The 19,039-nt window shown below is 64.0% G+C and carries 16 protein-coding genes; 6 read left to right on the plus strand and 10 right to left on the minus strand.

What is annotated here, in order from left to right:
- Positions 1–1,076: 1,076 nt before the first annotated feature.
- The 5 genes from IEW19_RS20580 to IEW19_RS20600 form a co-directional block, all read right to left on the minus strand.
- Entirely contained in the window at positions 1,077–1,490 is a 414-nt protein-coding gene (locus IEW19_RS20580; protein WP_188573438.1) for a hypothetical protein, read from the minus strand.
- Positions 1,491–1,531: 41 nt separating this feature from the next.
- Positions 1,532–2,350: an IS21-like element helper ATPase IstB gene (istB, locus tag IEW19_RS20585; protein ID WP_188573439.1), complete on the minus strand. Its 819-nt coding sequence runs from the start codon at positions 2,348–2,350 to the stop codon at positions 1,532–1,534.
- Entirely contained in the window at positions 2,347–4,032 is a 1,686-nt protein-coding gene (istA, locus tag IEW19_RS20590; RefSeq protein ID WP_188573440.1) for an IS21 family transposase, read from the minus strand. The genes istB and istA overlap by 4 nt, the downstream gene beginning before the upstream one ends.
- An 88-nt stretch (positions 4,033–4,120) precedes the next feature.
- Entirely contained in the window at positions 4,121–4,609 is a 489-nt protein-coding gene (locus IEW19_RS20595; protein ID WP_188573441.1) for a hypothetical protein, read from the minus strand.
- A gap of 393 nt (positions 4,610–5,002) precedes the next feature.
- Positions 5,003–5,545, minus strand: coding sequence for an alpha/beta fold hydrolase (locus IEW19_RS20600; protein WP_188573442.1), 543 nt, complete (start codon positions 5,543–5,545; stop codon positions 5,003–5,005).
- Between the two features lie 625 nt (positions 5,546–6,170).
- Here IEW19_RS20600 and IEW19_RS20605 point away from each other — a divergent pair.
- The 4 genes from IEW19_RS20605 to IEW19_RS20620 are packed head-to-tail and all read left to right on the plus strand — an operon-like array spanning position 6,171 to position 11,674.
- Positions 6,171–7,361: an acyl-CoA dehydrogenase family protein gene (locus tag IEW19_RS20605; RefSeq protein WP_188573443.1), complete on the plus strand. Its 1,191-nt coding sequence runs from the start codon at positions 6,171–6,173 to the stop codon at positions 7,359–7,361.
- A 25-nt stretch (positions 7,362–7,386) separates the two neighbouring features.
- Complete coding sequence (locus IEW19_RS20610) at positions 7,387–9,501, plus strand: 3-hydroxyacyl-CoA dehydrogenase NAD-binding domain-containing protein (protein ID WP_188573444.1); 2,115 nt, start codon at positions 7,387–7,389, stop codon at positions 9,499–9,501.
- Positions 9,498–10,124 carry a TetR/AcrR family transcriptional regulator gene (locus IEW19_RS20615; protein WP_188573445.1) on the plus strand — a complete coding sequence of 209 codons (627 nt, stop codon included), beginning with the start codon at positions 9,498–9,500 and terminating at the stop codon, positions 10,122–10,124. Before IEW19_RS20610 ends, IEW19_RS20615 begins: the two co-directional genes overlap by 4 nt.
- Positions 10,121–11,674 (plus strand): long-chain-fatty-acid--CoA ligase, encoded by a 1,554-nt coding sequence (locus IEW19_RS20620; protein WP_188573446.1) that lies wholly within the window; start codon positions 10,121–10,123, stop codon positions 11,672–11,674. The genes IEW19_RS20615 and IEW19_RS20620 overlap by 4 nt, the downstream gene beginning before the upstream one ends.
- Before the next feature lie 560 nt (positions 11,675–12,234).
- Here the strand turns inward: IEW19_RS20620 and IEW19_RS20625 are convergent.
- Entirely contained in the window at positions 12,235–12,822 is a 588-nt protein-coding gene (locus IEW19_RS20625; protein ID WP_188573447.1) for a TetR/AcrR family transcriptional regulator, read from the minus strand.
- Between the two features lie 110 nt (positions 12,823–12,932).
- Between IEW19_RS20625 and IEW19_RS20630 the strand changes: the two genes are divergently transcribed.
- Complete coding sequence (locus IEW19_RS20630) at positions 12,933–14,162, plus strand: MFS transporter (protein ID WP_188573448.1); 1,230 nt, start codon at positions 12,933–12,935, stop codon at positions 14,160–14,162.
- Positions 14,163–14,790: 628 nt separating this feature from the next.
- Here IEW19_RS20630 and IEW19_RS20635 read toward each other — a convergent pair.
- Complete coding sequence (locus IEW19_RS20635; protein WP_188573449.1) at positions 14,791–16,140, minus strand: FUSC family protein; 1,350 nt, start codon at positions 16,138–16,140, stop codon at positions 14,791–14,793.
- Between the two features lie 108 nt (positions 16,141–16,248).
- Between IEW19_RS20635 and IEW19_RS20640 the strand changes: the two genes are divergently transcribed.
- On the plus strand, positions 16,249–16,803 hold the full coding sequence (locus tag IEW19_RS20640) for a MarR family winged helix-turn-helix transcriptional regulator (RefSeq protein WP_188573450.1): 555 nt from the start codon (positions 16,249–16,251) through the stop codon (positions 16,801–16,803).
- 155 nt (positions 16,804–16,958) lie between these two features.
- Here the strand turns inward: IEW19_RS20640 and IEW19_RS20645 are convergent, their stop codons facing one another.
- The 3 genes from IEW19_RS20645 to IEW19_RS20655 all read right to left on the minus strand — a co-directional run bounded on the left by IEW19_RS20645 (position 16,959) and on the right by IEW19_RS20655 (position 18,956).
- Positions 16,959–18,062, minus strand: a complete 1,104-nt coding sequence (locus tag IEW19_RS20645; RefSeq protein WP_229748631.1) for a zinc-binding dehydrogenase — start codon at positions 18,060–18,062, stop codon at positions 16,959–16,961.
- 116 nt (positions 18,063–18,178) lie between these two features.
- Entirely contained in the window at positions 18,179–18,454 is a 276-nt protein-coding gene (locus IEW19_RS24335) for an IclR family transcriptional regulator domain-containing protein (RefSeq protein ID WP_188573451.1), read from the minus strand.
- On the minus strand, positions 18,423–18,956 hold the full coding sequence (locus tag IEW19_RS20655) for an IclR family transcriptional regulator (RefSeq protein WP_188573452.1): 534 nt from the start codon (positions 18,954–18,956) through the stop codon (positions 18,423–18,425). The genes IEW19_RS24335 and IEW19_RS20655 overlap by 32 nt, the downstream gene beginning before the upstream one ends.
- Between the last annotated feature and the right edge of the window lie 83 nt (positions 18,957–19,039).

Raw genomic sequence — 19,039 nt, forward strand, 5'->3', positions numbered from 1 at the left:
CCGGAGGAAACACTGCGGCTCACCCAGACCAGCCAACCCCGTGTAGGGGTCTATCCTTACGGTCCGATGGCCCAAACCCAGCGCAGCCGCAAAATCGAAGGCGGCAGGTAAACCCCGAACTGGTCCCAAAAGTTGGACCGGCCACGTAACGGCCTTAAGCCGCCAGGTGCCTGAGGACGAGGCTGCCCGGGCCTCAGGCAACTGGGCGGCTGCTTCCCAAAGCGCCGGTAGAGGAGATTCTGTAAAGCGGCCCTGCAGGGGAGTGGCCCTGCGGTATCAAGGAAGTCGAGAGCACGTAAGCCATCGCAGTTGCGGGCCAGTCAGCCCATGCCACGCACATCGTTTCCCGGCTATGGACAAAGCGGGGCAGTTCTGTCGGCTGCGACATGGTTGTGTCTCGACCCAAGCCCGCAGGCGGCTCGTTTGCCTGGCGCGTGCTTGCCCTTAGCGGGAGGCGAGGCGATCACCCCACATGTGCGCTGCTCTGCACCACCATCGGTGAGATGGAAGCGTCAGATGCGTGGAACTCCTTCAAGCATGAACTGGAACGCCGGGCGGCGAGAGGCCGCTGGAGCTTCATCTCACGTGAGCAGTAGATCGAAGTTGCATTCAGTCGAGCGGAGCCTAACCCTCTGCAAGATGCAGTGACGTGTGAGGACCTGAGACCGGTCAAGTAACCAAGACATAAGGAAGCCCGGATATCAATCACTGGCCTGATCCCCGGGCTTTACTTGTACCTTGACCCGTACGGATACCGATCTACAACGATCTGTACCTGGTGGGTATTGGCTGTGTCAACTATCTCCAGCCCCGGTCGGACGGACCTATTTGGCCCCATTCGGTAGAACCAATGCTGGCGGCTTCCAGTCAGGTTTGTCGGTCCACGATTTTTAGTACATCGACGTAGTCCTGAAGGAGGGGACTCCTGTGGTTAGGAGTCTTCCGGCGAGAGAGACGACAGGGGCTGTAGTTTTTTCGGGTCATGCGGACGCGGGGCTACCGAGAGCCTGCGCCAACTTGCAGCCGAAGTGGGGTCCGGCAAGTTTGACCGCCTGAACTGGCCGCAAACCGAGCCTCTACATTGCAAAGATCGCGAGGCCGAGCCAAAACAGGCCCATCAACATGTAGATGAATCCCATGCCCTTAAGTGTTGGTACATCGGCAAAGGTGAAGCGTTCCGGGGAGATGCCCCGGCTTTCCTTGTACATGCGCGACCACGAACTTGCGGCTCCGTTGATGTCTCGGAAGATGCAGAAGCCGAAGAGCAACAGGAACAATCCTGCTGCACCAAGGGCGACGCGAACTGGCCAAAACTGCCCCGTAATCACATAAATTGGCAAGCTTAAGATGAGCAATGAGGGGAAGAGCCACGAAAAGGCCCGTGCGGGCTGCGGCATCTCAGTGGCAAGCCGTTTTATCAACCGGATAGTTTTGATGACGCCCCCAGATACTGACAACACGCGGTCGCTTCGCAGTCCTGCTGAAAGCAAGATAGGCCTACTCTAGACGGCCTATAACGCAACGCTGCGCTTCAGTCTGAAAGTTGTTGTTTTCTGGTGTGGGAGAGGCGGTAAGAGTCTGTGCCTGTTTCGATGATGGTGCCGTTGAACGTGAGTCTGTCGACGATGGCGGCGCATAGCCGGGGGTCCGAGAACGTTTTGGTCCATCCGGAGAACGATTCGTTGCTTGCGATGGCGATGGAGTTTTTCTCTTCCCTTTCGGTGAGAACCTGGAACAGCAGTTCTGCGCCGCGGCGGTCCAGTTCCATATAGCCGAGTTCATCGATACAGAGCAGGTCCACCCGGCCGTAGCGGGCGATGGTCTTGGCGAGGACTTTCTCGTCGGCGGCTTCGACGAGTTCGTTCACGAGCCTGGTGGCGAGCGTGTATTTGACCCGGTAACCCTTCTCCGCGGCCGCGGTGCCTAGTCCGATAAGCAGGTGGGATTTTCCGGTCCCGGAGTCCCCGATGAGGCACAGCGGTGATCCTTTGCGGATCCAGTCCCCGGTCGCGAGCGTATGGACGGTGGCGGGGTTGATGTTCGGATTCGCGTCGAAGTCGAAATCCCCGAGCCACTTGTCCCGGGGAAAGTTCGCGGCTTTCACGCGGCGGATGGAGGAACGCCGGTCCCGGTCATCACACTCTGCCAGCAGCAGCTCGGCCAGGAACCCCTGGTAGGAGAGTTGCTCCTTCCCGGCGACGGCCAGGGCCTCGTCCAGGACCGCCCGGACGGTGGGCAGGCGCAGTCGACGGCAGGCCTGATCCACGGCAGCGACCGCGGCCTGTTCGGTCAGACCGCGCCGCCGGCGCAGGGTCGGTGTGATGCTGGTGGCCGGGGCGGTCGGGCTCATGAGATGTTCTCCTTCGACGCTGTTCCTGCGGGGTGTTCGGTGCGTTTGGCCAGCAGCTCGTCATAGACAGCGATCGACGGAAGCGGGCGCGTGTCCGGCGGGAGCCCGGCAATGACCGCAGCGGGATCCATGAGCCGGCGCTGGGTAAGACTGACAACCCGTTGCACATTCACCTCAACATGAGCACCGGGATGACGGTCCAAACCGGACCCACCCGGGGCGCTGGTTGTGGTGGACGTGGCGTGTCTGCGAGCCTCGACCGCGACGACGTCGGCACTGACAGCACCCACACCCAGGGCCGCTGTGATCCCTGCCTCAATGTCGCCGGCGTCCATGGAACGGTGGAGCAGCAGGACATCGATGAGTTCACGGGTTCCGTCCGCATCGCCGTTGACCCGGCGGCACGCAGCCCAGAACGCCTCGTGGGCACTGGTGAACGCACCGGACTCCCTCGCCCTGGCCAACGCCGTGGAACCGGGAAGGGCGCCCGGTTTGGTCTTGAGGACCTCGAGGTAGTGGTCCAGCTGGACCGACTGCCCGCCTTTGGCAACGATCCGCGGATGTCTGGCGGCCACGGCACGGCCGTCGAACACCACGACCTCGGATGCCCGCAGCGAGACCCGGACTTTCCGGCCGATAAACCGGGCCGGGACGGAATACTTCACCATCCGCACCGTGACCATCGAAGACCTATCCACCCGCGGGTTCAGTACCAGCCCCGGATCAAAGACCTCTGCCGGCAACGGGGCGAGGAACGGCTGTTCGGCGGCGAAGTCCTGACCGATGGTGCGGATCCTGTCATTGATCCGCCGGCGGTCGTCCTGGGCTTCCCAGACCCGGATCCGGTCGTTGAGCTCATCCAAAGACTCCGCGGCAGGCATGGGCGAGAGCCGGTTGCGGCGGAACCACCCCACTTCGCCCTCGACCCCGCCTTTTTCATGCGCCCCGGCGATGCCGGGCTGGCAGTAGAACGGGTCGAAGCCGTAGTGGGAACGGAACAGCACCCACCGGTCGTTCTCCTGCCGCTGGCGCCCCTGCCCGAAGACCACGGCGGTGACGGCGCTGGTGAGGTTGTCATAGCGGATGTGCCGGACCGGCACGCCGCCGATCTCGTTGAATGCCTCGATGTGGCCTTCAAGGAAGGCTTCCTGGGCCTGCGTCGGATAGATCCGATGGACGGCCTTGCCGGAGTGGGAGAGTCGGAAGATGAACATATGGCATTTCGTCTTCACACCGTTTAGGACCACCCAGACTTCCCCGAAGTCCACCTCCGCCTCCGCGCCCGGCGCGTGTTCCTGCGGAATAAACACCTCGACCCTGCGGCCGGCCTCGACATCGATCTGCGCGCGGCGGACCCGCACATAGTCACGCACGGTCGAGTACGAGAGCTCCTCCGCTCCGTGCTCCTCGATGAGCCGAGCCAGGATCCTGCGGGCAGTATGTCGCTGCTTCCGCGGCGCCGTCGTGTCCTCAATGAGCATGGCGTCGATCGCCACCTTGAACGGCTCCAGCCGCCAGGACACCCCTTGTCTTAGCTTGCGTTCCGGAGGCGATGCGGATACCAGTGCCTGCCTCACCGTCCTTCGGTGAACTTTGTGCCTGGCCGCCAGTGCGCGGACCGAGAGGCCCTCGACCCGTGCGTCCCGTCGGATCTGCGCGAACAACTCCACTCTCGACTCCATCCAGACCAGCCTTCCGCCGCATCCATCCACTGATGAATCCAACGCTGAAGGCGGGGCCACATATAACCGTCACAAGCTGCCCGGCGAGTCACGAAGTGGGGCCAGCGATAACCGTCCTACCGGGGCCATCCAAACCTGTCATAGTCAGGGTATCGGCGTCCATCACCGAGTCAGTAATGTTGATACGAATGTCCCAGTCATTAATGACTCCTGCGGCCAAGCAGTTTAGTCCGCCTGAGTTGAAGAGAGGGTTCCTGACGCAGGGATCATACTCTAGAGGCTTGAGCCCCACCTGCTGAATATAACGCTCCAGCTCACCCTCTTGGTACTTTTGGTGAGTCTCCCAGCGGTAGGAGTACTGGGAGCAGGGTCCGTCGATGGGGATGCAAACCGCGCCGCCCACCGAAGGCTGGTGTGGCAAGTCGGTCCACCCCTCACCCTTCTGAAGTCGGTCGGCGATCGACTTCTTCTCTGCGATGGTCTGCTCATTCTTCCATGCTTCCCATCCGGAGCAACCTCCGATGAGAAGCACGACGCCTGCGAGAATGCCAAGACCTACCTTGAAGCCCTGGCTCATCTCCCGCTTGTTCTCCAGGTCATAGGGTCCGGGTTTTCCTGCGGGTCAAATGCCATGCAGCCACTCTAGGCACCGGGCCCGAAATCAGACTCCGGCGTGCGCCCGAACTGTGCGTGTGCACGTAAGATAAGAATAAGCTGCTTCTGCAACTATTCAGCCTAGTTACTTGATATATCGTCCACTGTCAGCCCAGGCGAAGACTCACAGCCTTCCGCAGTGATGGACGCCCCAGGCTTACGCTTCATCGATGAAACACAAGGGCTAATCAGCGACCGCCACAGATGAGAATCCCAGGCCACCTGAGTGCCTTTTATGGCCCGGGCCACGCCGTCAGCGGTCCGGTGAAGGGACGCAGGGATGCTGGAAGGGGGACCCGATAGGGCGCGCTTTCCCTCAGCAACCCGGATTAGCGCCCGTTAAAGACTCCTTTGTGCTTGTCACCTGACGGTCTGCGGAGACCCGCGTAAGGAAGTCCTCGACTACGGCCGCGAACTCGTCAGGCCGTTCGATCTGCGGCATGTGTCCGGTCTTGGCGAAGACGTGCGACTCGGCGCGGGGCAGCGCCGCGGCGGCCGCTTCAAGGTGGCTGCACGGCAGGATGTGGTCGTGGTCGCCCCACGCCACCAGCGCCGGAACGTCGGACTTGGCGAGCGCGCCGATCAGAGTGGTGCGCCACTCGGCCCGGACACCGGAGATCGTTCCCAGGTCGCGGGCGACGTCGACCAGCGTCCGGCGGTGCGCCTCCCGCTGCGACAGGGCGAGCGCGTGGCCGATGCGGTCGTCCGTGACCAGCGTTTTGTCGTAGAAGAGTGATTGGACGGTCCGGCGTGATGCTTTCTCGTCGGGCCGCAGGAGCAGGGCCGCGAGCGGGCGGACCGCAAGGAGGCGAAGGACCAGTGCCAGTTCCTTGCCGAATCCGGCGCTGTTGGCCAGCACGAGCGCGGAGACGCGGCGTCTCGGTGGCGAAGAAGAGGCTGATCGGCATGACCGGGGCAAGGAAGGCGCCGAACACAACGGTGCCGTCCAGCTAGGTGAAGACGCCTTCGGGCGCGAGGACATGGGCGGCGTTCGCGGGCACGGAGACGGCCGTGAAGAAGCCGACTGCGACCCAGGAAAGGGTCGTGGATTCTCCGAGAGCCCTTCAAACGCTGGCCGCATAGGGCCGGGCAACCCTTGGCAGGGTCTACGCCCCAACGAGTTCGAGTTGCGCGCAATGGCGTGATTGCGAGAGGCCGGGCGCCCGGCATGATGCCCTCTCCGTCTCCTAGGAAGGGACCCTTCAAGAGACGCTTCGACCATCGTGCGACTTAGGTGAACGAGTCAACCAACCCGGGGCAGTCCCATCTGCCCACCGGCCGAGATACCGGCTTTCCGTCGGGAGATTTATCGGCCGCGCGTGCGCCCTAGGTGATGTGCGGCTGGGGTTGATGCTGGCCCTAGCACGTTGGCGGATTTCCTAGGCGGGGACCTTGGGTTCTAAACAATTTGCAGTTAGTATGCATATTGGTCGGTGAGTGTGAGCTGCATCGCACTTTTGTAAGCCAGGCGAAGGGGCCGTGCGTTGACCGAATCGGACGTGAATAGCGACTATTTCCTGCTTGATGATGAACTGACGCCTAAGGAGCGGGCGCTGCGGGACAGGGTCCGTTCCTATGTGGAATCGGAGATTCTTCCGGTCATCAATGACTATTGGGAACGAGCGGAATTCCCTTCCGAGGTGTTGCCGGGGCTGGTCCGGCTCGGCGTCATCGGCAGCACGATAGAGGGCTACGGCTGCCCGGGCCTGAGCCGCCGGGCGGCCGGAATCGTTGCCCGCGAGATAGCGCGCGGGGACGGGTCCATCAATACCTTCATTGGAGTTCATTCGAGTCTGGCCATGGGCGCGATCAACATGCTCGGCAGCGAGGCGCAGCGGCAGCGGTGGCTGCCTTCCATGGCGGTCCTGGAGAAAATCGGGGCGTTCGCGCTCACTGAACCCCTGCATGGCTCGGATTCGGTGGCCTTGGAGACCAGCGCCCGCCGGGATGGCGAAAGCTACGTTCTAAACGGGCACAAGCGGTGGATCGGCAACGGACACATGGCTGACGTCGTTATCGTGTTCGCCCGCGACGATGCTGACGGCAAGGTCAAAGCATTCGTGTTGGAAAAAGGGGCTGACGGCGGGCACCCTTCCGGTTATAGTCCGGCCGTGATCACCGGCAAGATCGGCAAGCGCGCCATCCAGCAGGCTGACATCATTCTCGACAGCGTGAAGGTCCCCGCGGAAAACCGGCTGGAGAACTGTGACTCTTTCAAGGATGTCACCAGGGTTCTCATCGCGACTCGCGGCGGGGCTGCCTGGGAGGCGATGGGCCACGGCATGGCAGCGTACGAGATTGCCGCCCGGTATGCCTTGGAGCGGGAGCAGTTTGGCCGGCCGATCGGCTCATACCAGCTAGTGCAGAACAAGCTTGCCAACATGCTAAGCGAGCTAACGGCCATGCAGTTGATGTGCCATCGCATGGCAGAGCTTGCCGAAACTGGCCGGCTGACGGGCCCGATGGCTTCGATGGTGAAGATGTCCACGGCGCAGAAGGCTAAGTGGATCTGCGCTGAGGCGCGGGACATGCTGGCCGGGAACGGCATCCTGCTCGAACGGCATGTGGCCCGGCACATGACTGACATGGATGTCGTCAGCACCTACGAGGGAACCGATTCCGTTCAATCCCTGCTGGTCGGCCGGGACATCACCGGCATCTCCGCATTCAAGTAATTACCTACAGAGAGGTGGGGACGTCATGACCGAGCCTGCACACCGGATCGTCGCCCTCGATATCGTGGACGGCGTGGCACGAATCACCATGAACCACGGCCAGGTCAACGCACTAGGCCATGAACTGCGCCGGGCACTCAGCGATGCGCTTGAAAGGCTAGCCGGGGATCCGGCCGTCGCCGGTGTCCTGTTGCTCGGCCAGCCCCAAGCATTCTCGGCCGGGGCGGACATCACCGAATTCAACATGCCCGAATCCGGCGGCGCTGAAATGAACAGCGGACCCGCCGGACCGGATCTGCGGGAGCTAGTGGCGTTGGTCGAAGACTTCCCGAAACCGATCACCGCCGGAATCACCGGCGTAGCCCTGGGCGGCGGCCTCGAACTGGCGATGGCCGCCCATGCCCGGATCGCCTCACCGACGGCGCGCCTCGGCCTGCCGGAGATCACCCTTGGACTGCTGCCCGGAGCCGGCGGGACAGGGCGCCTGCCCCGCCTGGTGGGACCGGAACGGGCCCTAGACATGATTCTTACAGGGAAACAAGTATCCGCTTACGACGCGCTCACGGATGGCCTCGTCGATGCGCTGATCGAGGATCCCGGCTCGGCGGAGGCCGTACACTGGGCCGCGGAATATGCAGCCACGCGGGCGCCCCTCCGGACGAGGGACCGCACCGGCAGCATTGCCGGCGCCGCGGCCGCACCCGGCACTGTCAGCCGGCTGGCTGCGGATGCGCTGCGCAAAGCCAAGGACCCGTACGCCGCCCACGCTGCGATCAAGGCTGTTTCGGCCGGCATCGAGCAGTCCTTTGACCACGGAGCGGTCGTCGAACGGGAGAAGTTCGAAGAGCGGGTCAAGAGCCCCGAATCGGCAGCCCAGCGCCACCTCTTCACCGCCGAACGGGCAGCACGCAAACCCGCTGATCTTGACCCGGACGCGGCCAGGACCGTCCGCCGTGCAGGCGTCATCGGTGCCGGGACCATGGGGGGCGGGATCACCATGGCCCTGGCAGCGGCTGGCATCACCGTGACCGTCGTGGAGGCGGAACGATCCGCCCTGGACCGCGGCCTGGCACAGATCGAGAAGAACCTTGCCGTCTCGGTCTCCCGCGGCAGCCGGACCCAGGATGACGCAGACGCGTTGAAGTCGCTGATCACGGGCAGCCTGGACTACGCGGACCTCGCCGGCGCCGATCTTGTCATTGAGGCAGCCTTCGAGGACCTGCAGGTCAAGCAGGACATCTTCGCAACCCTGGACCGGCACGTGGGTCCCGAGTGCGTCCTCGCGTCGAACACGTCGTACCTGAGCATCGACATGATTGCCGCCGGAACGGTCCTTCCCGGCCGGGTGCTGGGCATGCACTTCTTCAGCCCGGCCAACGTCATGCCGCTGGTCGAGGTGGTCCGTGGAGCAGCGACCAACGCCGCGACGCTCGCGACCGGGTTCACCACCGCACGCCGGATCGGGAAGACACCCGTCGTCGTCCGCGTCTGCCATGGCTTCGTCGGGAACCGGATGCTTGAGGTGCGTTCTTTTCAAGCGGAGCAGCTGCTGCTCGAGGGTGCCCTGCCCGGCCAGGTCGATGCGGTCCTGAAAGACTTCGGCTTCCGAATGGGGCCCTTTGAGATGGGGGACATGGCGGGTCTGGATATCGGCTGGCGCAACCGCAAAGCCGAGGGCAGGACAGCCCCTACCGCGGACGCGCTGTGTGAGGCCGGGCGGTTCGGGCAGAAGACCGGCAGGGGCTATTACGCCTACGACGGCAGGGAAAGGCGCGATGACCCCGAGGTTGAGCAACTCATTCGGGACGTCTCGCGGAACCTGGGCATTATCCGCAGGGAAATTTCGGACCACGAGATCCTCGAACGGCTGCTCTTTCCGATGATCAACGAAGGCGCGCGCATCCTGGCCGAAGGAATCGCCGAGCGGGCAGGTGACATCGACGTCATCTGGGCCAAAGGCTACAACTGGCCCGCTTACCGGGGCGGTCCGATGTGGTACGCCAGCCACACCGGCATCGGCTACGTGGCAGACCGGCTGAGGTTTTACGCGGAGCAGACCGCGGATGTGACGTTGCTGCCAGCGGGGTTCCTGGCCGAAGACGACGTCGCTGTAGCCGCGGCTCCGGGCCTGCCGGGATGACGACAGCTGTGGATGGACGGACCGCCCGCGCCCGGCGGACCCTCAGGATCATCAGCGACGCCCATATCGGGCTGATTAACGACGGCGAGCTCAAACCCTCCGCCAAGCAGATCGCAGCCCGTGCCGGGGTCTCCGTCCGGGCGTTGTGGGACCACTTCAAGGACATGGAAGCGCTTATGGCCAGCACGGCCGCCCGTCAGCTCGCCGAACAGGACGAGGCTTTCAATCCGGTTCCGGTAGGGCTGCCCTTGGCGGAACGTGTCGCGGCATACAGCTGGCAGCGCGCTGAGATCCTGGAGGCCATCGCGCCGCTCGCCCGGGCCGCCGACCTGCAGCGTCCGTTCTCGGAGGCGCTGCAGCAGAACCTGCAGGAGAACCTCAATCGCATCAGGAATGACGTTGAACGGTTGTTCGAAGCGGAGCTGGCCGGACTTGACCGGGGCCACCGAACGCGCACTGTGTTGTCGATTTGCGCGGCGTCGGACTGGGCGAACTGGAAACTGTTGAGGGACTCCCTTGGGCAGTCTGTGGAAGAGGCACGGGCAGTCGTTGAAAACACTTTGACCGCATTGCTCGAAGGTCCGACAACCGGTCCCGAGAACACGAGAAAGCAGAACCCATGACCGCTTTATCGCTCGCTTCGATTCTCGCCGAATCGGCCCGCAAATACCCGGACAAGACCGCCGTCATCAGTGGCGGCCAGTCTTATACCTATTCGGCGCTGTGGCAGCGTGCCCGCAGCTACGCGGCGCAGCTTGAAGACGCCGGGATCGCCCCCGGCGACGTCGTGGCGCTGATGTCGCCCAATGTCGTGGAGTTTCCCACCACCTACTACGGCGTGCAGGCCGCCGGCGGAGTCGTGGTCCCGGTGCATCTGCTGCTGACCGTCGAGGAAGTCATCCATATACTCCGCGACAGCGGGGCTAAAATGCTTCTCTGCCACGCGGCGTTCCTCGCAATAGGGCGACAGGCGGCCGCGGACGCCGGAATTCCAGTGCTGCTCGTGGGCCCCGCGCCCGAGGGAGAAGACAGCGTGCCCCGCCTCCGTTTCGTCGGCCGTGAATTGCGCAGCTACGTTACCCGGGAGGCTGAGGACCCAGCCGTCATCTTTTACACCTCCGGCACGACGGGTCGGCCCAAAGGCGCCGTCCTGACGCACCTTAATATGGTGATGAACGCGACTGTATCGGCCGTGGACGCCAACGATGTGCGGAACAGTGACATCGCACTCGGTTGTCTTCCGCTGTTCCACGTCTTTGGACAAACGGCCAGCATGAACGCACTGTTCCGGCTCGGGGGCACCCTCGTCCTGTTGCCAAGGTTCACCGGCGAGGCTGCACTTGAACTCATGGCCGCCCACGACGTCAACGTCTTCCATGGCGTCCCCACCATGTACATGCAACTGCTCACCGCCGCCGAAGGCAGATCTGAACTGCCGGCGCTGCGGCTCTGCGTCTCCGGCGGCGCAGCGTTGCCCCTGGCCGTGATGGAAAAGTTTAACACCACCTTTGAGGCCACTATCTATGAGGGCTACGGACTGTCCGAAACCTCCCCAGTCGTGAGCACCAACACGCCGCACTCAGGTGTCCGGCCCGGGAGCGTCGGACAGGCTGTGTGGGGTGTAGAAGTCCAGATCGCCGACCACCGGGTGCCCGAACGAGTCGTGCCCGTGCCCACCGGCGAGCTTGGAGAGATCCTGGTCCGCGGCCACAACGTCTTCGCCGGCTACCTCAACAACCCACAAGCGATGCAGGAAGCGATGGTGGAGGGCTGGTTCCGCACCGGCGACCTCGGGACCATGGACGAGGACGGTTTCATCTACGTCGTCGACCGGACCAAGGACGTCATCATCCGCTCAGGCTACAACGTCTACCCGCGGGAGGTCGAAGAGGTCCTCTCCCGCCACCCGGCCATCGCCCAGGTCGCCGTCATCGGGCTGCCGGACGAGTTGCGGGGCGAGGAAGTGTGCGCCGTCGTCGTCTTGGATTCCGCCCACGCGGAGAACCCGCCCAGCGCGCAGGACATCATCGACTGGAGCCAACAGCACCTGGGCAAGTACAAATACCCCCGCTACATCCGGTTCACAGGCGAGTTTCCCCTGGGCCCAAGCCACAAAGTGCTCAAACGGGAATTGCGCCGGACTGTGGTCCTCGACGAACAACACCGGGCCTGAAGGACCACAAACACACTCGAACTTGTTCATTCGAAGGACTTCTTCAATGTCACCACCAGTCCGGGCCGGAAGAAGGTGACCCGTGGCCCGACGAGTCTGGATTCGGGGAGCGGAACCGGGCTATGAAAATTTCGAGGGCCCTCATCACCTCGTCGCCCTAAACCATGAAGAGCCCGAGGTCCCCGCCTTTTGTCTCGGCTCCAGCAAGCGATATCGAGTGACACCCGTTCAAAAAGTTCCTGCATTCCGGAGGGAACGCAACCTAACAACCCCCGACGCTTCATACCCGGCTCAGTACAGGAGAACTTCAAGACCCAGACAATCGAGAACACCCCCAGCGCCAATCCCGGCCGGGTCAGTGCGCCGGGCGGCGCTCTCCCATCGGTCGAGCCCGTAAAGGCTCCCTGCGCGACATACGCGCCGATGACATGGCAGCCCAGATGGTCCGCGCCGCTCTGTGCTGGCAACAGCCCCCAGTTCGCCATGCCCTATTCAGGGCGGCTCTCTCCGCAGCGCTAAAGCTTGACCCAGGAAACCTACATGTATCATCGGGCCCGTATCTATTTCTCGGTGGGTACACCGTGGCGTCGGTCGCGATGCTTCGGGAAAAGGCTTTTGGTCAGCTCGGCCGCATAGCTGACTCTCAGTTCTTCGGGCTCGAACAGTATGCGATAGACGATCGGGGCGAGCAGTAGGTCGATCACGTCTTCCAGGTCCGGCACCTGTTCTCCCCGTTCGTGGGCGCGTTCGAGTATCACCTCCACGCGTTGCCGCGCATAGGCCCCACCGCGGTGTGCGCTGCCGCCGTCGGCCCCGCCCGAAACCATGTCCCGAAGGAATTCACGCCCTGTCGGTGATGCCGCTTCCTCGATGTACTGCTCAGCCCACGCCTGTAAGTCAGCCCTCACTGAGCCATGGTCCGGGGGCGGGTCCGGCCGGTACCGAGCCACAGCAACATCGGCGAGCAGCTGATTCAGATCTCCCCAGCGGCGATAGATCGTGGAAGGGGCCACCCCCGCAAGAGCAGCGATCTTCGGAACCGTGATATCACCGCGGTCGTGCTGGGCCTGAAGGGACCGGACGGCATCGTGAACTGCCCGCTGAACCCTCGCAGCGCGCCCGTTTGGACGTGGATCAAGATCGGACACGCCCCCAGCATAACGCAAAAAAATTGCGATTCACCCCGGGGTGGGTCTACTCTTGATTTGCGCAAAATATTCGCGTTTTCTTATCCTTCCTGCTTGTGAAAAAGGTTCCAATGCCTTCCACCGGTGATGTTCTCACCCGCCCGGGAGTTCGAGTTCCCGGCCGTGCCGCGTTCTGGCTCCAGAGTTCCGTGCTCGTGCTGCTCATGGCGGCATCCAGCGCTCCGAGCCCGCTATACCCGCTGTACCAGGCCCGATGGGGCTTCCAGCCTGTCGTTTTGACAGTAATCTTCGCCGCCTACGTACTGGCGTTGTTGGCGGCCCTGCTTACAGCCGGGACGCTCTCCGATTACCTTGGGAGGCGACGGGTCCTCATGGCGGCCCTGGTGGTGGAGATCGGCGCGATGGTCGTGTTCATGCTGTCCGGGAATGAGGCGGCCTTGATCGCCGCCCGCCTTCTCCAGGGCATCGCCACCGGCGCGGCCGTGGGGGCGTTGGGCGCCTACCTTATTGAACTTGAATCGGCGGTCCGTCCGGGTCTGGGCACAGTCATCAATGGTGCAGCGCCACCGGTGGGCCTTGCCGTCGGAGCCGTCGCGTCCAGCCTGGTCGCCGGCGCCGCCCCCAATAACATCCAGGTCATTTACCTGGCCATCCTGGTGCTGCTGGTGCTGCAATTTGCTGCCACGGCGGTCAGCCCCGAGACCGTCGATCCCCGGCCTGGCGCCGTGGCCTCGCTGCGGCTACGCGTCCATTTCCCTCCTGCCACACGGCGGCCGGCCGTCTGGGTGCTGCCGGCAGGGGCGGCGACCTGGTCTCTCGGCGGCCTGATCCTCGCTCTCGGACCCAGTTTGATCCGTTCAATGGCAGGAACGGGTTCCGCGTTGCTGACCGGCCTCATCGTGGCCGCTCTGACAGGCACGGGTGGCGTGGCCACTATTCTGCTCGGCAGCGTACGCCCCCGGCGGCTCCTGGGGGTAGGCATGACGGCGTTGCTCGTGGGAATGGCCGGGACGATTGCCGCCCTCGCAACCAGCAGCCTGGGGCTGTACTTCGCGGCCACCATCGTTGCCGGCGTCGGCTTTGGCGCCGGTTTCCTCGGCGTCTTACGGACACTCCTGCCCCAAGCAGAACCCGCCGAAAGAGCCGGGCTCCTATCCGCGATCTACGTCGTCAGCTACCTCTCCAATAGTGTGCCAGCCGTTGCCGCCGGCGCCCTCGCCGGAACGCTGGGCCTCACCGCAACCGCCATCGGGTACAGCGCGATGGTCATGCTCCTAGCTCTCTTCGTCATCGCCGGTCTGGCCTTCCGCCAGCAGGAGACTGGTCACCGCAGCAGCTAAAAGACTCAACCTTTAGCCCCCAATTCTGGTGGGTCGGTAGGCAGTGCACCACATTTTAGGCGCCTGATCCTAGGGGCCGTTCCTGGAGCTTGGCAGCGATTAAGAGTCTATTCGCGACGTGGGTTGCCACCACCGCAGCAACCCGCGGACGCTAAGATGGACGCCGGCAATGGAGGTCCCGTAATCCTGGAGGGATTGGATCCAGAACGAGTCTTCCTCTCTCCAGACCTCACAAAGGGATTAGGTGCCGAAGGAGGGCCAAAAAAGAGGTGTGGACATTGTCCACACCTCTGGTCTCTGGATCGGCTCTTACTGTCTTCGAACTGCTCCGGATTCCGCATGTTTTCGGGAGTTCCCAGCGTTTAAAGGGCGGGAATGTAGCTCGAGTCCCACCTCGGGCACAGTGTTTTCCCTCGTCAGAGACGATTTTGCTTTGACGCGTGTACAAGACTTGGTTCGCGTCGCTCTGACGGGTGAGTTCGCGGGCTGTGGCCTGGCCGCCGCGGGGCCTGTTCAGGTGTGTGGGGTGGCGGTTCAGGTCCCTGGCTGGTGGGCCTTCCGCCTGCTGCGAGTGGTTCTTGCGTTTCCTCGGTCCGGTTATGTTGAGTAGGCCGGTGGTGGCGTACACCTATTCATGGGCCGGGGGAGCGGGGACAACATGACGGATGCGACTGCGGCGGCGATGATGTGAGGCTGGACGCTGTAGGACTGGGTGTGCTTCCGGGACGAGCACACTGTCACGGAAGAAGTCCGCAAGGAAAACATCGAATTTGATGACGACGGACGTACGGAGCGCTAGACACCAGCCGCACCCGGAAGCAACTCCCGCAGGCTGAGCCGCGAATGGTCCGCCCGCAATCACCTGAGGCGGACCATTGGTGCTTTTTTGAGCACCGACTAGAGGCGCCTTGTCGGTGCTAGGAGTGCGCCTTTCGTGGGCGATGATAGTGGCGGCTAGGGCGATGGTGAGGCCGATGGCAGTCTCGAGGGCGCGCTGAGTCAGGAGGGTGCCGATCGGGGCTGGCAGCATGAGGTCGCCGAGCAGAAGGGCCATCGGGGTGAAGAAGACCAAGCCGAGGCTGTAGTTGCGCCCGGTCGTCAGCTCGGTGCACGCCTGGAGGACGGCGATCAGGATGATCGCGGCATAGCTGCTGGGGTGGGCGGCAAGGACGAGGGCTGCGACGCCGAGGCCGGCCGCGGTGCCTATCACCCGCTGGGCGGCGCGCGTGAGGCGGGCGTGCTGGTCGGGTGCCGACATGGGGACGGACGCCGTGACGAAGGTCCAGTAGGGGTGGCCGATGCCGCTGGTCGCGACGGCGAGGCCGGCGGCAGCGATGCCGAGCAGATACCGGGCGGCGTGCCGGCCCACCGGGTTGGACATGCGTGGGTCGCGCCACGACAGCCGATGCGGCACCGGGTCGTCGCGCCACGACAGCCGATGCCGCACGGGGTTGCCGCCGTTGCGGGCGGTGCGGCCCGGGAGGGCGAGCAGCAGCGCGAAGACGGCCGCGCCAGCCGCAGCGAGGGCGGCTGCGGGCACCGTGCTCAGCGCGATCGGGACCGTGGCCGAGGCGGTGAGGGCGAAGACCGGGTTGAGAGCTCCGGCCGGATGCCATCGGCCCAGCTCGGCTAGCACTACCGCGACGCCGGCCCAGGCGGCCGCGACCGGGACGAGCAGCCAGAGCCGGAACGGGACGCTCGCCACCAGGGCGCCGACGACGACGCCGACCACCAGCACCACGCCCGCCTGCGCCTGCATGGCCAGGCGTACCCGAGCCGGCTCGTGCCGGCCGTACAGCGCGGTGAAGGCTCCGATCGCCGCATACAGCAGCAGGTCGCCGCGACCGCACGCCAAGCAAGCCACCAGCGGCACGAAGATGGCCAGGCTTGCGCGCAGGGCAGTCCAATGGGCGCCGGCATGCGGGCCGAAATCGAAGACTGCCGCCCACCAGGACCGCGAGGGGGTGGCCTGCGTCATCTTAACTTTCCAAAGTGATACAGAAATGAAGTACTTCTAAGTTACTACACAAATGAACTACTATTGAGACTGATAGAGGCCACAGCCGGAGGGGTGCGGAGGAGCCGGATGGATCAGGACGCAGACGTACTGCCCGCTCATGCCGACGTCGTGGACCGGATGCAACATGAGTGGGCCCGGCTGCGCCCCGACTTGAACTTCACAAGCCTCGGTGTGATCCACCGCCTGCTGCGCGCTTCCCGCCTCATCCTCGAAGCCAGCGACGCCTTCCTCGCCGACTACGGGCTCACCCGCGGGGAGCTGGACGTGCTTTCAGCACTGCGCCGCTCGGACGAACCTCTGAGCCCAACGACGCTGGCCCAGACGCTGCTTGCGCCGCGCTCCGCGATCACCATGCGGCTGAACGCCCTCCAGGCTCGGGGACTGCTGAGCCGGACGGCCAACCCGGCCGACGGCCGCTCGTCCCTGCTCGCCCTGACCGGCACTGGCGCCGCGCTTGTGGACGAGGTGATTCCCGCCCAGCTCGCCCTCGAAGATGCCCTGCTCGCCGAAGCCCCGCCCTGGGCCGTCGAGGGCTTGGCTGATCCCCTGCGGGCACTGACCTGCGTGTGGGAGCAGGGACGCGGCCACCAAGCCGGGTCCAGCAAGGACCGGCGCACGTAGGCGTGTCCGGTCATGCCGCATTTCGCGCGGCTCCGCGCCGGCGCCGCTCACACTGCGGCAGCAAGTCCACGTCAGGTGCAAGCCCGGGGAATCTGTGGGGCGGCGACACTTGCGGTTTCTCCTGGGGCGAAGACTTTTCACGTTGAAGGAATGGATTAATTGCTGCCCATCAGAACCACCGAACGTCCGATGTTTCCGGTGGTCAGGGATTGGAATGCTTCGTTGATCCGGTCCAGGCTGAACTTCTCCCCGATAAGGGCATCGAGCGGCAAACGGCCTGCCAGGTACATGTCGAGGATCTGGGGGATCTGCACTGAGAGGTTGGAAGAGCCGTACAGGCTTCCTCGTACCGATTTTTCCTGCTGGACCATCTGGTTCAGGGGCAGGTTGATCTCGGCTTCGCCGTTGGACAGTCCCACCACGAAGACCGTCCCCCGGGGGCGAAGTGCCTCCACTGCCTGGCGAATGGTTTGCGGCCGGCCGATGGCCTCGACAGCCCAATGGGTGCCCGCGCCAGTGATCTCGTGCACCGTCGCCGCCAGGTCGTGATCGCGGGTGTTGATCGTGTGGGTTGCCCCAAGCTCGCGCGCCTTGGCGAGCTTTTCGTCGTCAATATCGGCAACGATCACCGGGTACGCCCCGACTGCTGCGGCACCGATGACCGCCGAAAGCCCCACCCCGCCGGCTCCCACGATGAGGACAGACTCGCCGACCGGAGCCCCCATTCCGTTCAGCACCACGCCCATCCCTGTGATCACGGCACAACCCATGATGGCTGCGACATCGACGGGAACCTCCTGCGGGATCTTGATGACGGACTCGCCGGATACGACGCATTCCTCCGCGTAGCAGGACACCCCCATCAGGTGGTGGACGGGCTGCCCGTCGTGGGACAGCCGCGTTCCGCCGCGGAGCAGTTCGTTCTGTGTGGCGTGCACCGCGCCGAGGCGGCACAGCGCGGGCGAGCCGCTGGTGCAGTATTCGCACCTGCCGCAGCTTGGCCGCCAGGTCAGAATGACCTTGTCCCCGGGCTGGACGTGGGCGACCCCGGCTCCGACTTCCTGGACGATGCCCGCGCCCTCGTGGCCCAGGACGATGGGTGTCCGGCACGCCAGGTCCTGGACCATGTAGTGGTAATCGCTGTGGCAGATGCCTGCCGCGTCGACGCGCACACGTACTTCGCCCGTGCCAGGGGCCTGGAGATCAAGATCGACGACTGCAAGCGGTGCGCCTGCTTTTTTCATGATTGCGGCCTTCACCGGTCACTCCTTGTTGCTTGGCTCTTATGCCCCCGTGCTTCAGATCACGGGGGACTGTGACAAGCATGCGGCGCGTGCCGCCGTCGTCAAAATCAGCGTCTCACTGAGTGGGGCACCTATAACTTGGCCCAATGCGGCGCTGACGCCAGTTGGCGGTTCAACCCCAATGTGGCTGCATGGACGGCGGGACCCACCAGCCTCATCTCCACCATCCCTACCGGAGCAGTGATCGAGATAGCCGCCACGGCTGTCCCGTCACCGCGCAGAATGGGACTCGCGGCGCACGCCAGGCCGGCATGGGATTCTTCCCGCTCGTACGCAATACCCTCACGCCGGGCCAGGTCCAGCTCGGCGCGGAGCTCACGGGGGGTCCGTGATGGTCCTGGGCCCAATCTTCTCCAAGGGAGCGTTCAGGAGACCTTCCACCAGAGGGTCAGGTGAGTGGGCCAGCAGGGCCTTGCCACCGGCGGTCGCGTAGGACGGTACGCGTCCGCCAACGCGCGATGGGATGGTGAGGTCCCGATAATGGCCTCGCAATATTTCGATATAGACGACGTCGTTACCTTCGAGGACGCCCAGCTGGACCGTCAGGCCGGTGGCACGCCGGAGGTCGAACATTGTTGCCAGGGCCAGGCGCCGAAGATCCTTGGGTTGCTGTGCCATCTGCCCCAATTCAAAGCACCGGATGCCAATCTGGTATCCGGACGGAACCCGGTCGATGAAATCATGCCTGGCGAGTTCTGAGAGAATCCGGGCCGTGGTGGCCCGGGAAAGGCCCGCCCTGCGCGCGATTTCCCCTCCCGTCAGCACCGGTTCTTCGGGGGTGAACACCTCGAGAATCTGGGAGACCCGTTCGATCATGCTTGCTGCGCGCGCCGGTTCGGTTGAAGTCACACAGAGAATTGTTGTCTCGGTGACTGGGGCTCCCTCAGCAGTGGTTTCGCGCCAAGGGGCCTGACCGTATCTGGCTCAGCGTG

Origin of the sequence: Arthrobacter liuii (assembly GCF_014639275.1) — a bacterium.
Lineage (GTDB): Bacteria > Actinomycetota > Actinomycetes > Actinomycetales > Micrococcaceae > Arthrobacter > Arthrobacter liuii.

Excerpts from the sequence above, each read along its gene's own strand:
- istB (WP_188573439.1), bottom strand. The coding sequence starts at position 2,350 with ATGAGCCCGACCGCCCCGGCCACCAGCATCACACCGACCCTGCGCCGG.
- istA (WP_188573440.1), bottom strand. The coding sequence starts at position 4,032 with ATGGAGTCGAGAGTGGAGTTGTTCGCGCAGATCCGACGGGACGCACGG.
- IEW19_RS20595 (WP_188573441.1), bottom strand. The coding sequence starts at position 4,609 with ATGAGCCAGGGCTTCAAGGTAGGTCTTGGCATTCTCGCAGGCGTCGTG.
- IEW19_RS20610 (WP_188573444.1), top strand. The coding sequence starts at position 7,387 with ATGACCGAGCCTGCACACCGGATCGTCGCCCTCGATATCGTGGACGGC.
- IEW19_RS20615 (WP_188573445.1), top strand. The coding sequence starts at position 9,498 with ATGACGACAGCTGTGGATGGACGGACCGCCCGCGCCCGGCGGACCCTC.
- IEW19_RS20620 (WP_188573446.1), top strand. The coding sequence starts at position 10,121 with ATGACCGCTTTATCGCTCGCTTCGATTCTCGCCGAATCGGCCCGCAAA.
- IEW19_RS20630 (WP_188573448.1), top strand. The coding sequence starts at position 12,933 with ATGCCTTCCACCGGTGATGTTCTCACCCGCCCGGGAGTTCGAGTTCCC.
- IEW19_RS20635 (WP_188573449.1), bottom strand. The coding sequence starts at position 16,140 with ATGACGCAGGCCACCCCCTCGCGGTCCTGGTGGGCGGCAGTCTTCGAT.
- IEW19_RS20640 (WP_188573450.1), top strand. The coding sequence starts at position 16,249 with ATGGATCAGGACGCAGACGTACTGCCCGCTCATGCCGACGTCGTGGAC.